The organism is Coprobacter fastidiosus, assembly GCF_030296935.1.
GTDB classification, from domain to species: domain Bacteria; phylum Bacteroidota; class Bacteroidia; order Bacteroidales; family Coprobacteraceae; genus Coprobacter; species Coprobacter fastidiosus.
The window spans coordinates 2,377,269-2,392,083 of record NZ_AP028032.1 but is presented as its reverse complement, the minus strand read 5'-3'; the positions used below and the strand labels follow the sequence as shown (position 1 = coordinate 2,392,083).

Below are 14,815 nucleotides of genomic sequence, written 5' to 3'. Positions count from 1 at the left end.
GATATGAACTATAAAATATAAAAGATAATGAAAAGGACGATTTGGATGTTGCTGACGGCACTTGCGCTAACAGCATGCGACAAGGAGGACAATGAGGGCGCGATGCCTGCGGACGGAAGGATCGAGATAGTAACGGGAGTCGAAGCCCTGACACGCGCACCCCAGCTCGATGATACGGGAGCCGGGAATTTCCGGACGGGAGACACCTTTACGCTCACGGTGTCATCGAATGGCAAAAGCGTGCAGAAAGACTATACCGTAGGCTCTACGACACTCTACTGGCAGGGCCTCGGCATTGAAGGCGACAAGGTGACCTTTGCGGGGTGCTATCCGAATCATGGGGGAGCGGATGCCTCGACTTTCGAGTTCGATGTCAGGAGCGCCCTGGACGCCGACCTGCTGCTGGCTCCGGCTGTCGAAGTGCCGAAAGGTGCGAAGAGCGTTGCGATGCCTTTCCGGCATGCCATGCACAAGCTCGTCGTGAAATACGTCGCCGACGACACTTATGCGACCAGGGTGTTGAGCGGAATCTCGACAACGCTCCATGCCCATACGGTCTGCATGGTGGATTTATCAAAGGGTAATGTTGCGGAGAGCTCGGCGAAAACGCCTGCGGATTATACGGCTAAAAACGGAGAGAACGTTTCGTGGCTTGTCGTGCCCCAAAACAGGGACGGCGTGAAGCTGACGGTGACGCTCGACGGGCAGAGCCGTGAGTTCACGCTGCCTGAAACGACGGTTGAAGGGCAACCTCTTACAACGCTCGACGGCGGCAAAATGCTTTCCGTGACGTTGCGAGTCTCCAAGAATGGCATTACACTCGAAAGAACTACCATCGGCAAATGGGAAGATCAAGGTTCCATTGACGGTGAAATCGAAATCTGACATTCCCGTCCCGATATCATATTCGAAAGAGTTGTGCATTATACAAATAATAATTCATTTATTTATAGGTGCACATCTTTAAAGCCACTGTATATTTTGGCGATACACTAAAATATACTTCAGAATAACGTTGACATTCAATTCCTGATTATATCCTTTTTCTCATAAACCTGTTGATACTCCAGATCCCATAATATTTTAGTCTTTACCTTCTTGAAAAGAGGGTGTCCAAAAAGTCAAAACTGAATTGGTAAAAGTTATAGATTGTAACAAAATAAATAAAGAATACCACTTTCACCTATAAAAATTAGGTGTAAAGTGACATTCTTTTTATAATCGAAGTCTATTAGTTCTAAATTGAAAATTTAAATTTGAACTTTCCAACTTTTTGGACACCCCCTTGACATTATTCATTATCACTCCCTTATGCTTTCCTTTCTCTCTCAACTGACGAGCATACTCTTCCACCACAGGGTTGCCTATGGCAGGCGAGTGCATGAGTTTTGTCATTTCCTGTTCTATCTCTTTTTCTTCACGAAAAGCCTCAGTTTTTTAGCATTTCAATCTTGACATAAGGTGAGTACTCAAATACATTACTCGCTATCTGATTGCTCAATGCAACCCTATCTTTTACAATGCGGTCACAGATATGATACAGACTCCTCAGTTCCTTGATGTCATGCAATTCCGGCTCAAACAGCACAGCTCTCTCAGGTTCATAGAAACACTGACATGATCTGCTATCATTTCCGCATCTGCCTTATCATCCTTGACACAACTCAGACCTGAACCGTACTTTATCTTCAACGCACTTTCAAGCCAAATTTTCAACACTTTTGAGTAAAGACTTTCCGCAAGTCCGAGACTGCACATCCCTGTATGCTCCCCACAGAAAAGGGCTTCGGAACAATCAAAGGCACGTCCTAACTTCCGAGTGCTTCTTTGTCTATTTTAAAAGATTCTGATACCCTGATTTCATGTTGGGAAATTTTTGGCACAGCTCCTTTTAAGATATAAAAAATAATAAAACACAAATATAAGAAAATAAAAACAGAGGGAGTTCGCTTTCGTAAATAACTTAGTATGAATCCCAATAATAACAAAACTGTTTATAATATATAATAGCCGAAAAGAAACAAGACAAGATGAAATTATTCTGTTAGAAAAAATAATACCCAGCCAATATTGGCCATATCTCAATTATGTTATCAGAAACAATCTTAAAAACTCAACAATTTGATATCATCTCCCAAACAAAAAAAGCGTTCCATGTCAATTACGCACACACTTTCTCTATATGCACAATTACAGATAGTCTTCAATATTCTGAGTTATTTGTAAAGCCATCCTTATCACCGTTCTTTATACCAACTTCTTTAATTCCAAATGTGCAGAATTTTTTGTAAATGTAAAAAGAAAACGCTTGGACTACTCATACTTTTTACGTTAGTCGTAATGCCGACAATCTATCCCGTACTTTTCATTAAAGAACACAATAAGCGAATCACCCATTTAAACAACAAAACTTGATTTTGACTTTTTGTTTGTTTTATTTTATCCTATCGAAGCGATGAGATAATTCAATAAGCGACCTGTTACGTCCTTCATTTTCCCAAATATCAAGATAATGCAAAGATATTTTTTATGTAAATATCAAACAATAGCCTGTTATTGACCATAATATCAAGTATACCCATCTTGAAACACAGAGATTCCGCATCCCAGTTTTTAACAAATCGGTTATATTTATAACGTTTAGAACGCAAACATAGCCGAAAAATGCCAGCCCCTCTTCGACCGTCTACTAGTCATCGTAGTTCATCTCACCCCGAATATTAATTGGTTAAATTGTTACTTTTAGTAGACATTTATTGCTCTAAATTAACTTATACAACCACTTTCATAAAGCACAAAAAGTCCCATAAATTAAGTTTATATCGTACGTAAACCGCACTAATATGCCAAATTAACTTTATAAATCAACATATTAAAATTTAATTAAGAATCTCTCGCTCACAAAAAAGGAGATGCTTTCTTTGGCATCTCCTTTTTTGAATATGATAAATAATTATTTATCGAAACGATATTAAAGTTTCGGTCCGGCAGCAACCAATGCTTTTCCGGCAGCATTTCCCTCGAACTTAGCAAAGTTCTTGATGAAACGACCAGCCAAATCTTTTGCTTTTTCATCCCACTGAGCAGGATTTGCATAAGTGTCACGCGGATCAAGAATTTTAGGATCAACGCCCGGTAATTCTGTCGGAACAACGAAATCGAAATAAGGAATAACTTTAGTCGGAGCTTTATCGATAGAACCATCAAGAATAGCATCGATAATACCACGTGTATCCTTAATAGAAATACGCTTGCCTGTTCCGTTCCAACCTGTGTTAACCAAATAAGCCTTAGCACCGGTTTTTTCCATCTTCTTCACCAATTCTTCTCCGTATTTTGTCGGGTGCAATGACAAGAAAGCAGCACCGAAACAAGCAGAGAATGTAGGAGTAGGTTCGGTAATGCCACGTTCCGTTCCTGCTAACTTAGCTGTAAATCCAGACAAGAAGTAATATTTAGTTTGTTCTGCATTCAATATAGATACCGGAGGCAATACACCGAAAGCATCAGCAGACAAGAAAATTACTTGTTTTGCATGAGGACCTTTCGAAACCGGTTTTACGATATTTTCGATGTGATAAATCGGATAAGAAACACGAGTATTTTCAGTTACGCTCTTATCTGCAAAATCGATCTTACCGTCGGCCGCGACAGTAACATTCTCAAGCAAAGCGTCACGTTTGATGGCGTTATAAATATCCGGTTCGCTTTCTTTATCAAGATTGATAACTTTTGCATAGCATCCGCCTTCATAGTTGAATACGCCTTCATCGTCCCAACCGTGTTCATCGTCTCCGATCAACAAACGTTTCGGATCTGTCGATAAAGTTGTCTTTCCTGTACCGGACAATCCGAAGAAAATAGCCGAGCTTTTACCAGCCTTGTCGGTATTGGCAGAACAGTGCATCGAAGCGATGCCACGCAACGGATTTAGATAGTTCATGATAGAGAACATACCTTTTTTCATTTCACCGCCATACCAAGTATTAATGATAACTTGTTCTTTAGTAGTCAAGTTAAATACGACTGCAGTCTCAGAGTTCAGACCTAATTCTTTATAATTTTCTACCTTAGCCTTAGATGCATTGTAAACGACAAAATCAGGTTCTCCGAAATTCTTCAACTCTTCTGCTGTCGGACGAATAAACATATTGGTCACAAAGTGAGCCTGCCAAGCAACCTCAACGATGAAACGAACTTTCAGACGAGTAGCTTCGTTAGCACCGCAGAAAGCATCCACAACAAACAATTTTTTGTTTGACAATTCTTTTACAGCGATATTTTTCAGTTCTTTCCAAGCTGCTTCGCTAACCGGTTTATTGTCATTTTTGTATTCTTCAGAAGTCCACCATACTGTATTTTCGCTGGTAGCATCTTTCACAAAAAATTTATCTTTAGGAGAACGGCCGGTATAAACACCTGTCATTACGTTCACAGCACCCAGTTCAGTTACCTGACCTTTTTCAAAACCTACCAAACCCGGTTTGGTTTCTTCTGCGAACAATACGTCGTATGACGGATTGTGCAGGATTTCAGTAGTACCAGTAATACCGTACTTGCTTAAATCTAAATTTGCCATTTTCTTTTGGTTGAATTAAATGATTGACTGAATATAATTAATTATCTCTCTTCTAAATCCGATGCAAAAGTAATATAATTTCGGTACATGGTTACTCTAATTAAAGAAATTTTTCGCTAATTGACTCATTTTTTTATTCCGGATCGGAAAGTTAATCTTTTTAATTCCTATGTCTGAATTTTACTCGGCCCAGATTTGAGAGTTTCTTTCGAGGACAATTTCCTGTCTCTACTAGGATGATAGCATACTATCCGACAAATAAAAACGAGGAAACAGATCAGAAGTACCCCCATAGATAACCTGATATAATTTAATTTAAACAGTCCCTTATATCGTTTTTCAGAAGTTAATACACTGATTTCTCGCAATAAATATCTATTTTTGCATTCCATTTTAAAAGTTACGAAATGAAGATCGTTAATTTTGCAGAAAAAAATTCGGAACTAAATCGTTTTGTTGCAGAAATACGGGATATACATATCCAGCAAGATCGTCTCCGATTCAGAAAAAATCTGGAAAGAATAGGAGAAGTTATGTCTTATGAAATCAGCAAAGACTTTCGTTATAGCGAAAAACTGGTTACGACTCCATTGGGAACAGCCCGTGTAAACACTGCCGATGACAAAATAGTAATCGGAACGATACTACGTGCCGGAATACCTTATCATCAAGGATTTCTGAACTATTTCGACCGGGCCGAAAATGCATTTGTCTCGGCGTACCGGAAATATAAAGACAAACTGAATTTCGAGATTTTCATAGAATACATTGCCTCTCCGCGTATCGATGGGAAAATTCTGATTCTGACAGACCCCATGTTGGCCACCGGAGGTTCTATGGAACTCTCATACAGAGCTCTGCTCACAAAAGGTGAACCGGAACATATTCACATAGCATCGGTAATAGCCAGTCAAAAAGCGATCGAATATATCACCACCCATTTTCCCGAAGAGAAGACAACGGTTTGGGTCGGAGCTATCGATCCGGATCTTAATGAACACTCTTATATCGTACCCGGATTGGGAGATGCCGGAGATCTAGCTTACGGTGAAAAAGAATAATCATATCAACTTCGTCTAATAAAAGTGCTAAACTCAAAAATCTATGGAGATAACCATTCGTGAAATCTCAGGCAAAAAAGCGCTGAAGAAATATGTACAATTCAATATAGACCTTTATAAAGAAAATCCGTACGCCGTTCCTCCTCTTATTTTTGACGAAGTAGGAACATTAAGCCCGGACAAAAACCCGGCATTCGAATTTTGCGAATCGGTCTATTATATGGCCTATGATGAAGAAAAACCGGTCGGACGTATCGCCGGTATTATCAATCATAAGGTAAATGAAAAATGCGGAAAAAAAAGCGCCCGCTTCGGATTCGTAGATTTCATAGACAACACAGAAGTCAGCAGTGCACTATTCAATGCAGTCGAAAAATGGGCTCGTGAAAAGGGAATGGAAGAGATCGTAGGGCCATTAGGATTTACAGATATGGACCCTGAGGGTATGCTAATCGAAGGATATGACCAGCCCGGAACAATGGTCGCGATTTATAACTATCCTTATTATGTAGATCATATTACCCGGCTCGGATATGAAAAAGATAACGATTGGGTAGAATTCAAAATATATGTACCCGAAGAGATTCCGGAAAAATACAAACGCATATCCGATATCGTTCAGGCAAAATACAAACTGAAAGTATTAAAATATAACAGTATAAAAAAAATAGTCAAGGATTATGGACGCAAGATATTCGAACTTATAAATCAGGCATACGCCGACTTATATGGATATTCGGCATTATCTGAAAAACAAATCGATTATTATGTCAAAATGTACGTCCCTATGGTAAGACTCGAAAACGTGTCCCTAATTGTCAACGAACAAGAAGAACTCGTTGGCGTCGGAATTGCTATCCCATCCATGACAAAGGCTCTACAAAAAGCTAAAGGAAAACTCTTCCCTTTCGGATTTATTCATATTTTAAAAGCTCTTCGTGGTAAAAACGATGTCGTAGATCTTCTTCTTGTTGCCCTTCGCCCCGATTACCAAAATACAGGAGCGAATGCATTACTATTCTCTGATTTGGTTCCCGTATTTATAAAAAACGGATATAAATATGCCGAAAGTAATCCTGAATTGGAAGAAAACGGGAAAGTTCAGTCTCAATGGCAATATTTTGAAAACGTGCAACACAAACGCCGTCGTGCTTATAAAAAGCGATTATAAACCGACTAAGAGGCTATCTGAATTTTAAACAATCTACAATAATTTAAAAATCAACGGGAAAGCCAATAAGACTTCCCGTTTTTATTATATTATTTCCCTTCATAAACTATCGGGCAAGAGCCTTTATGGTACAGCAAAAAAGAGAATATTTTAGGGAATGGATTATTTTAGAAGTATTCTCTTTCATTTTTTGACGAAAATTAACTACCTTTGCCCCCTCTTAAAAATAAAAGCTAATCGGTGAAAATTAAAACAGATTAAATAAAGATATGGATAGCAAATTAGATTTCCATCCACGCTTGTTCAGTGCGTTAAAAAATTATTCTAAAGAAAAATTTATGGCCGATCTCATGGCCGGAATTATAGTCGGAATCGTAGCTCTTCCATTAGCTATAGCTTTCGGTATAGCTTCCGGAGTAAGTCCGCAGCAAGGGCTTATCACAGCCATTATCGGAGGTTTTATCGTCTCTTTTCTTGGAGGAAGTTCGGTACAAATCGGAGGACCGACAGGAGCATTTATCGTAATCGTTTACGGAATTATTCAATCTTTCGGAATAGAAGGATTGGCAATAGCCACAGCCATGGCGGGAATCATATTATTGCTGATGGGAATATTCAAACTCGGAACGATTATCAGATTTATCCCCTATCCTATCGTAATCGGCTTTACGAGCGGTATCGCTTTAACGATCTTCACGACACAGATCAAAGATCTGTTCGGTCTTACGATGGAATCAGTACCGGCAGATTTCATATCTAAATGGATCGCCTACTTCCAAAGTTTCGGAACAACGAACATCTGGTCTCTTGGAATAGGACTTATAAGCATATTGCTGATTATCATAACCCCGAAATTATCTAAAAAAATTCCCGGGTCATTGGTTGCCATCATCATTATGACAATCATTGCTTATGTATTGAAACACCATTTCGGAATTACCGGAATCGAAACGATCGGAGACCGTTTTACGATCGACTCCTCTTTACCGCAGCCAGCCGGTTTACATATCAATATGGAAACGATCAATCAACTGTTACCGGCAGCTTTTACAATAGCGATGCTCGGAGCTATTGAATCATTGCTGTCGGCAACCGTGGCGGACGGAGTTACCGGAGATAGACATAATTCGAATACGGAATTAATCGCACAAGGTGCGGCAAATATCGTTTCTCCGATCTTCGGAGGAATCCCTGTAACCGGAGCAATAGCCCGTACAATGACAAACATCAATAACGGAGGTATTACTCCTATTGCCGGAATCATTCATGCTATAGTACTGCTGCTTATATTATTATTTCTCGCTCCCCTTACCACTCATATACCGATGGCTTGCTTAGCCGGGGTATTGATTATTGTCTCATATAACATGAGTGAATGGAGGACCGTAAAATCAATGATGAAAAATCAAAAAGCGGATATTGCCGTATTGTGGGTAACTTTGATATTGACCGTTATTTTCAATCTGACAATAGCGATCGAGATCGGGTTATTGCTTGCTGTACTCTCATTCCTTCGCCGAGTAACGGAAAACACCCATATTTCTGTATTACGCAATGAGCTGGATCAAAGTGCGAATAAGACGGAAACGCTGTCGGAAGAGCAACTCTCTCTCGAAAAAGGGGTCGAAGTATATGAAATCGACGGGCCGTTTTTCTTCGGTATTGCCAATAAATTCGACGAACAGATGCGTATCTTGGGAGATAAACCGTTGGTTCGTATCATTCGTATGAGGAAAGTTCCGTTCATCGACTCTACCGGAATACACAACCTCGAAATATTTATCAACTCTTCTCGTAAAGAAAACATTCATGTCATCTTGTCGGGCGTAAACCCCACCGTACATGCATCGCTGGAACGAATGGGTGTCGAGGCCTTATTAGGAGACGAATATATATTCGATAACATACATAAAGCTGTTGCTAAAGCCAATATAATGGCTTCAGAGCTAAAAGCTCAACCTAAATAACCAAAAAAAATTCCATAGAAAACAAGAAAACAGCCCTTTGCTTTTAAAAAGCAAAGGGCTGTTTTCTTATCTATCACAAAACTCGTCTATTCCCAAATTTTCCATTTTGCAAGTCCGTTATTCCACATCTCATTAAGGTCCTTCTTATCTTTCAGCGTATCCATAGGTTTCCAGAATCCTTCATAACGATAAGCACTCATCTGTCCCTCTCTGGCCAAACGTTCCATCGGTTCTCGTTCCCATACGGTCATATCGCCTTCGATATAATCGAATACCTGAGGTTGACAAACAAAAAATCCGGCACTGATCCACAAACCGTCACCTTTCGGCTTCTCGGCAAAAGAGGCAACACCATTATTCGGGCCCAAAGTCACAGCTCCGAAACGTCCCGTAGGCTGAACCGTAGTAACAGTGCACAAACGGCCGTTTTCCTTATGGAATTTCAATAAATCGGCAATGTTTATATCCGACACACCGTCACCATAAGTCAGCATAAAAGGTTCATCACCGATATACGGCTTGATACGCTTGATACGTCCGCCGGTCATCGTCTCATTACCGGTATCTATCAAAGTTACCTTCCACGGTTCGCTCGTCGTATTTAAAGTTTGTACCGTATTATTGCCCAAATCGATCGTTATATTCGCTCTGTGCATAAAATAATTTACAAAGAACTCTTTAATAACATATCCCTTATACCCGAGACAAATGACAAACTCATCGATTCCATAATGCGAATAACATTTCATAATATGCCAAAGAATCGGCATACCTCCGATTTCTACCATAGGCTTCGGCTTTACATCCGTCTCCTCACTGATACGTGTACCGAGCCCACCTGCTAATATTACAGCCTTCATGTATATTTAATTTTTTAAAATAGTCAAAATAAAGGAGATCCCGTATTTCTATAATATCGGTGATACCTCCGATAATATTTATTGAGTCTATTCGGATATCTCGAATAAAAGAAAAAACGCAACTCATTTCCCGGAGCAAAATACCGGATATAGTCATAACACTCTTTATATATTTCAGGAGTAAGCGAACCAACTACACGCTGACGCTTCAGATGATGAGCAGAATATAAATGGTTCTTTTTCCCCAATACTCTTATACAACGCAATTTGGCTTTTTTAGAATAAGAACTATCCGGCAAAGCTAAAACCGTCTTAGTCCAAAGAACTCCATAAATATGAAATACACCTCTCGGATTACGGGAATTATCGCGTGAAAGAGATGATTCGCTCAGCAAATCCAAACCGCTCCAAAATACCGAGATACGGTCTAATCGGGAAAGCGTCTCGAATACGATATTGAAACTAAAAAAATAAGGATTTCGACATTTCTCAAAATCCGCAATATCAATAATCTTACGAGAAAAAATAACAGCTCCGGAATAAATCAGACACCATCCGAGATCATGTAAAAAAGCATTCGCATCGTTATAAACACGGGAAGGTATCCCGAACGAACGCTTATTACAAGCGATAACATATAAATCGGGAGTCTGATTACTCAAGGTATTTATAACAGAACATAAATAACTACCATTCAACCGATTAATATCCCGAATAACCCAACAATAAGGAGTACGGGGTAATTTCAACGCCATTTCGAAAAGAGCATCATTATCCAACTGTCTATCCAAACGAATATAAGACAAATTCTCATAACGATCAGAATAACCGGCTACAACCCCTTGCGTATTATCTGAAGAACAATTATCGATAATAAGAAGGCGAATATGATACGAACTTATTTTGGGAATCATATCCTCCAACATATCACAAAGAATAACCACTTGATTGCAAGTAGGCACACATATCGTCAGCAAATCGCATCCATCAAGACTCATCCCCGAATACAAAGTTTAGATTACGATACAAAAGTAATGATTTCATTCTAAATACAGTTCAAACCCGATGATATAAACATCGATATCAAGACCTTTGTCTGTCCTTTTTCATATAGAAAGCCCGTTCTTCGGGAGAAAATTTCTCAATTGCATACCGGAGCATAGTTCTCGGCATTATTTGATAACGAGATTCCAAGAAATGTAGAAGAACCGCCTTATCTCGTTTTCCGACTTCCCTCAACATCCATCCTACAGCCTTTTGAATCAGGTCATGCGGATGTTGCAACAACTTATCGGCCAAATATAAGGTATCCTCAAATTGTTTTTCACGGATATATTTCCATGTCGCCACTATCGAAATTCGTTGTTCCCACAAATAGCCGCTCTCAGCCAACCGATATAAAGGAGTACGATCTTTATCTCTCAAATATTCTCCGACGATTTGATAAGCAGACAAATCGACCAAATCCCAGTTGTTTATTTTATCGGTATTCGACAAGTACAAATCGAAAATCCGCTTCCGACGCAGTTCGTCACTTTTAGGAAATTGAGCGACCCAAATCAGAAGAGCCAGTAAACGACATTCATGAACGGCATCCGACAACAACGGAAGGACATCCTCCGGTGCAACATACACATATTGTTTTGCAACAGACCTCGTTTTCGGGACTGGAATCCCGACAAACTTATCCCCTTCGCCATATGCACCTTTTGCTGTCTTAAAAAAACCTTGCAACACAGAAGCTTTCTCAGGATCGGCAAATACAAGTAAACTCTCCCGGATCTCTTTTGCTATCGACATATACCGTTTAATCTATGTGATTTACTTTAGCGACCGGCCCTCCTTCAAAAAAATGAATAATATTCCTTGAAACGAAAGCGGCCATTTCATTACGCACCTCAAACGTCTGAGTCCCGGTATGCGGATTCAAAACGACATTATCCATCGATAACAGCTCCTCTGAAGGATAATCCCCGAATTCAAAAACATCCAATCCGGCTCCCCATATTACTTTTTCACGTAGCGCTTTAACTAAAGCTTTTTCATCGACCAAAGGACCTCTTGCCGTATTAATTAGAATCGAAGTCGGTTTCATCAGGGAAAGCTCTCTTTCTCCTATCAAATGATAAGTCTCCGTCGTATATGGCGCATTTACCGAAACGACATCGGAAACTCGTAATAACTCATCCAAAGACAAATAAACAGCTTTATACTTATCCTCTATCGTTTCTGCGACCCGATGACGATTACAATAAACGATCTTCATTCCGGCCGCAACCGCCCGTCGGGCTAACGCTTGTCCGATACGTCCCATACCGATAATACCGATCGTACCGCCATACAAAGAATGTCCCAGGTTCTCCAATAATCCGACCTTTACCTCTCCTACTCGAAGACGCCTGTCCAACTCCGAAATACGTCGACTGACAGCCAACAGCAATCCCATAGCCTGATCTGCGGTAGGCTCTGTTACCGGATCGGGAGTATTCGTGACCTGAATACCTTTCTGCGTTGCATAAGGAATATCGATATTGTCATATCCCACTGCATAATTGGAAATTATTTTCAACTTCACACCGGCATCCATCAACTGTTTATCTACCGGAAAATTAAACATCGATTGCAATGCGTCATACTCCGGAATCATTCGTAAAACCTCTTCATAAGTAAAAGATTCTGCTCCGTCCGGAGGAAAAGTGACGTCATACTTCTCGACTAACTCTGCATAACCGCTCCGAAACATATTATATGTTACCAAGACTTTTTTCTTCATATATGATTTTAATTTTTAGATTATCTCTACACAGACAATAATACTACCCGTCAAACCCAAACTTAACACGGTCTAATTCTTACATTGTCTATCTCAGATATAGCAAACCCGACAATGCATTTTTATTTCACTTCGAACAAGATTAAACATAGGTCTTATCCTGAAATGAGAATTTTCAAAAGTATAAAAAAATGCTATACAAAAGCCTCCGCCTTCTATTTTTTATATTCTTGCGAGTCTGTTTAAATTTTGCTCGGTCTGATTCGAAAATCAAAACCGGGAAACAAACCAAAAGAAACCGCAAAGATGTTCTGATAATATTTTCTTATCGGAAAATTTAGACAAGCCCTTGAGAAAGTTGCATTTCATAACATTTGTAAAATACAACTTTATTCCTCATTTTCCTTAAAATAAATCGGACAGAAATACGGGAAATCCGTAATTAAGCAATTCTGGAGAAGATAAATTTTCAATAAATACCTATTTAACAGCACATTATAGCAGAAATGCAACAACCATTTTTTTTCTCAAATAAATCTGCTATCAATTTATTTAACTTCAAATATACCGTATTCGCACAAAATATATAAATTTGTTCACATCACGTAAAAATTATCCCCATGGTCTTAAATTATATTTGGATATCTTTTTTCCTGATTGCTTTTGGAGTTGCAGTAATTCAATCTGTATTTTTCGGGAATCTGACAATTTGGAACGATATCATGAATTCTTCATTCACTTCAGCCAAAACGGCTTTCGAAATATCATTAGGACTTACCGGGGTTCTATCTTTATGGCTGGGGTTAATGAAAATAGGAGAACGAGGAGGTATCATTGCCTTATTCTCCCGACTTATCAGCCCTCTTTTTTGCAGACTTTTTCCTGACCTTCCCAAGAACCACCCGGCATTCGGATCTATCTTCATGAATGTTTCTGCAAATATGCTGGGGCTCGATAATGCGGCAACACCCCTCGGTCTGAAAGCAATGAAAGAAATGCAAGAGATAAATCCCGATAAAGAGACAGCAAGCAATCCGATGATCATGTTTCTTGTATTAAATACTACCGGACTGACTTTAGTCCCTTTAGGAGTAATGGTATACAGGGCACAAATGGGAGCAGCCAATCCTTCAGACATATTTCTGCCTATATTGATAGCGACATATTGCTCCACATTAGCCGGACTTATCGCGGTATGCCTTAAACAAAAAATAAATTTATTTGATCGGGTAATCATGGGTTCTATTTTGGGACTTACCGCCATAATCGGTTCTATACTTTACTTTTTTGCCGGACTTCCTCAAGAAAAAGTATCTCTATATTCCCAATTCGGAGCAAATTGTCTATTATTTTGTATAATCATCAGCTTCATAATTGCAGGAATACGAAAAAAAATAAACATATACGACGCATTTATAGAAGGCGCAAAAGAGGGATTCAAAACTGCAGTTACAATCATACCCTATTTAGTAGCGATGTTAGTCGCCATAGCTATTTTTAGAGCTTCCGGAGCTATGGACTTCATAATATCCGGAATAACAGCAGGGATCAATGCTTGCGGTATCGATTCCGATTTTGTAGGAGCGCTCCCCACTGCACTCATGAAACCGTTAAGCGGTAGTGGTGCTCGGGGAATGATGGTTGATGCGATGAACACATACGGAGCAGACTCTTTTGTCGCCCGTGTAGCTTCAACGATACAAGGATCGACAGACACGACATTTTATATTCTGGCGGTATACTTCGGAAGCGTAGGTATCCGCAATACCCGCTATTCTGCCGGGTATGGACTTTTTGCCGATCTCGTAGGAATCATTGCAGCTATCGTTGTTGCATATATCTTTTTTAAATAGTTGCTTCTCAAGATACCGAATAAACGTTTTTTCGTATTATCAGGCATCTATGTACAGGATAAAGCCCTATCTTTGTAATTTCGTTTATAATCTCAAAGATAATAGGAACATGGCTATTACATTCTTTGCCGAAGGGGTAAAGCTTCCGGCAATAAAAAAAAGAGAAACCGGAGACTGGATAAAAAATGTAGCCGGAATATACGGCAAAAAATGCGGTGATATTTCATACATTTTTTGTTCGGACGAGAAAATATTAGAAATAAATAGAGAATATCTCGATCACGACTATTACACAGACATCATTACATTCGATTACACCGAAAAAAATCGTATCAGCGGGGATATATTTATCAGCATCGATACGGTGAAGAGCAATGCCGATGAGTTCGAAGTATCATACGAAGAAGAATTGCATAGAATCATAATACACGGGATATTACATTTATGTGGAATCAACGACAAAGGGCCGGGAGAAAGAGAGATAATGACTCAAAAAGAAAACGAAGCTCTTGCTCTTTTGTCTGACAAAAAATGACCTGTTTATAAACAAA

11 protein-coding genes are annotated in these 14,815 nt (G+C 39.4%); 6 read left to right on the top strand and 5 right to left on the bottom strand.

The features are described 5' to 3' along the window. Positions 1-27 precede the first annotated feature (27 nt). Positions 28-885, top strand: coding sequence for a fimbrillin family protein (locus tag QUE35_RS09465; RefSeq protein ID WP_022600155.1), 858 nt, complete (start codon positions 28-30; stop codon positions 883-885). Between the two features lie 2,086 nt (positions 886-2,971). Here the strand turns inward: QUE35_RS09465 and pckA are convergent. Then, positions 2,972-4,579, bottom strand: coding sequence for a phosphoenolpyruvate carboxykinase (ATP) (gene pckA / locus QUE35_RS09460; protein ID WP_009318439.1), 1,608 nt, complete (start codon positions 4,577-4,579; stop codon positions 2,972-2,974). A gap of 407 nt (positions 4,580-4,986) precedes the next feature. On the opposite strand from pckA, the gene upp reads away from it, so the two are divergent. From upp to QUE35_RS09445, 3 genes are all read left to right on the top strand, one after another. Then, positions 4,987-5,640: a uracil phosphoribosyltransferase gene (gene upp / locus QUE35_RS09455; RefSeq protein WP_022600149.1), complete on the top strand. Its 654-nt coding sequence runs from the start codon at positions 4,987-4,989 to the stop codon at positions 5,638-5,640. Between the two features lie 43 nt (positions 5,641-5,683). After that, positions 5,684-6,811, top strand: coding sequence for a hypothetical protein (locus tag QUE35_RS09450; RefSeq protein ID WP_022600148.1), 1,128 nt, complete (start codon positions 5,684-5,686; stop codon positions 6,809-6,811). A gap of 269 nt (positions 6,812-7,080) precedes the next feature. Continuing rightward, a complete protein-coding gene (locus QUE35_RS09445) occupies positions 7,081-8,778 on the top strand; it encodes a SulP family inorganic anion transporter (RefSeq protein WP_022600147.1) in 1,698 nt (565 codons plus the stop codon). Positions 8,779-8,864: 86 nt separating this feature from the next. Here QUE35_RS09445 and rfbF read toward each other — a convergent pair whose 3' ends face one another. The 4 genes from rfbF to QUE35_RS09425 form a co-directional block, all read right to left on the bottom strand. Further along, positions 8,865-9,638: a glucose-1-phosphate cytidylyltransferase gene (rfbF, locus tag QUE35_RS09440; protein WP_022600146.1), complete on the bottom strand. Its 774-nt coding sequence runs from the start codon at positions 9,636-9,638 to the stop codon at positions 8,865-8,867. Positions 9,639-9,661: 23 nt separating this feature from the next. Beyond that, positions 9,662-10,636 (bottom strand): glycosyltransferase, encoded by a 975-nt coding sequence (locus QUE35_RS09435; protein ID WP_022600145.1) that lies wholly within the window; start codon positions 10,634-10,636, stop codon positions 9,662-9,664. Positions 10,637-10,721: 85 nt separating this feature from the next. Then, a complete protein-coding gene (locus QUE35_RS09430; RefSeq protein WP_022600144.1) occupies positions 10,722-11,438 on the bottom strand; it encodes a DNA alkylation repair protein in 717 nt (238 codons plus the stop codon). 7 nt (positions 11,439-11,445) lie between these two features. Continuing rightward, a complete protein-coding gene (locus QUE35_RS09425; protein ID WP_022390210.1) occupies positions 11,446-12,411 on the bottom strand; it encodes an NAD(P)-dependent oxidoreductase in 966 nt (321 codons plus the stop codon). Positions 12,412-13,031: 620 nt separating this feature from the next. Here QUE35_RS09425 and QUE35_RS09420 point away from each other — a divergent pair. Both QUE35_RS09420 and ybeY read left to right on the top strand, forming a co-directional pair. Further along, a complete protein-coding gene (locus QUE35_RS09420; RefSeq protein ID WP_009318431.1) occupies positions 13,032-14,264 on the top strand; it encodes a spore maturation protein in 1,233 nt (410 codons plus the stop codon). Positions 14,265-14,373: 109 nt separating this feature from the next. After that, a complete protein-coding gene (gene ybeY, locus QUE35_RS09415) occupies positions 14,374-14,799 on the top strand; it encodes an rRNA maturation RNase YbeY (protein WP_022600143.1) in 426 nt (141 codons plus the stop codon). The last annotated feature ends 16 nt before the right edge of the window (positions 14,800-14,815 follow it).

Excerpts from the sequence above, each read along its gene's own strand:
- QUE35_RS09445 (WP_022600147.1), top strand. The coding sequence starts at position 7,081 with ATGGATAGCAAATTAGATTTCCATCCACGCTTGTTCAGTGCGTTAAAA.
- QUE35_RS09450 (WP_022600148.1), top strand. The coding sequence starts at position 5,684 with ATGGAGATAACCATTCGTGAAATCTCAGGCAAAAAAGCGCTGAAGAAA.
- rfbF (WP_022600146.1), bottom strand. The coding sequence starts at position 9,638 with ATGAAGGCTGTAATATTAGCAGGTGGGCTCGGTACACGTATCAGTGAG.
- QUE35_RS09465 (WP_022600155.1), top strand. The coding sequence starts at position 28 with ATGAAAAGGACGATTTGGATGTTGCTGACGGCACTTGCGCTAACAGCA.
- pckA (WP_009318439.1), bottom strand. The coding sequence starts at position 4,579 with ATGGCAAATTTAGATTTAAGCAAGTACGGTATTACTGGTACTACTGAA.
- upp (WP_022600149.1), top strand. The coding sequence starts at position 4,987 with ATGAAGATCGTTAATTTTGCAGAAAAAAATTCGGAACTAAATCGTTTT.
- QUE35_RS09435 (WP_022600145.1), bottom strand. The coding sequence starts at position 10,636 with ATGAGTCTTGATGGATGCGATTTGCTGACGATATGTGTGCCTACTTGC.
- ybeY (WP_022600143.1), top strand. The coding sequence starts at position 14,374 with ATGGCTATTACATTCTTTGCCGAAGGGGTAAAGCTTCCGGCAATAAAA.
- QUE35_RS09420 (WP_009318431.1), top strand. The coding sequence starts at position 13,032 with ATGGTCTTAAATTATATTTGGATATCTTTTTTCCTGATTGCTTTTGGA.
- QUE35_RS09430 (WP_022600144.1), bottom strand. The coding sequence starts at position 11,438 with ATGTCGATAGCAAAAGAGATCCGGGAGAGTTTACTTGTATTTGCCGAT.
- QUE35_RS09425 (WP_022390210.1), bottom strand. The coding sequence starts at position 12,411 with ATGAAGAAAAAAGTCTTGGTAACATATAATATGTTTCGGAGCGGTTAT.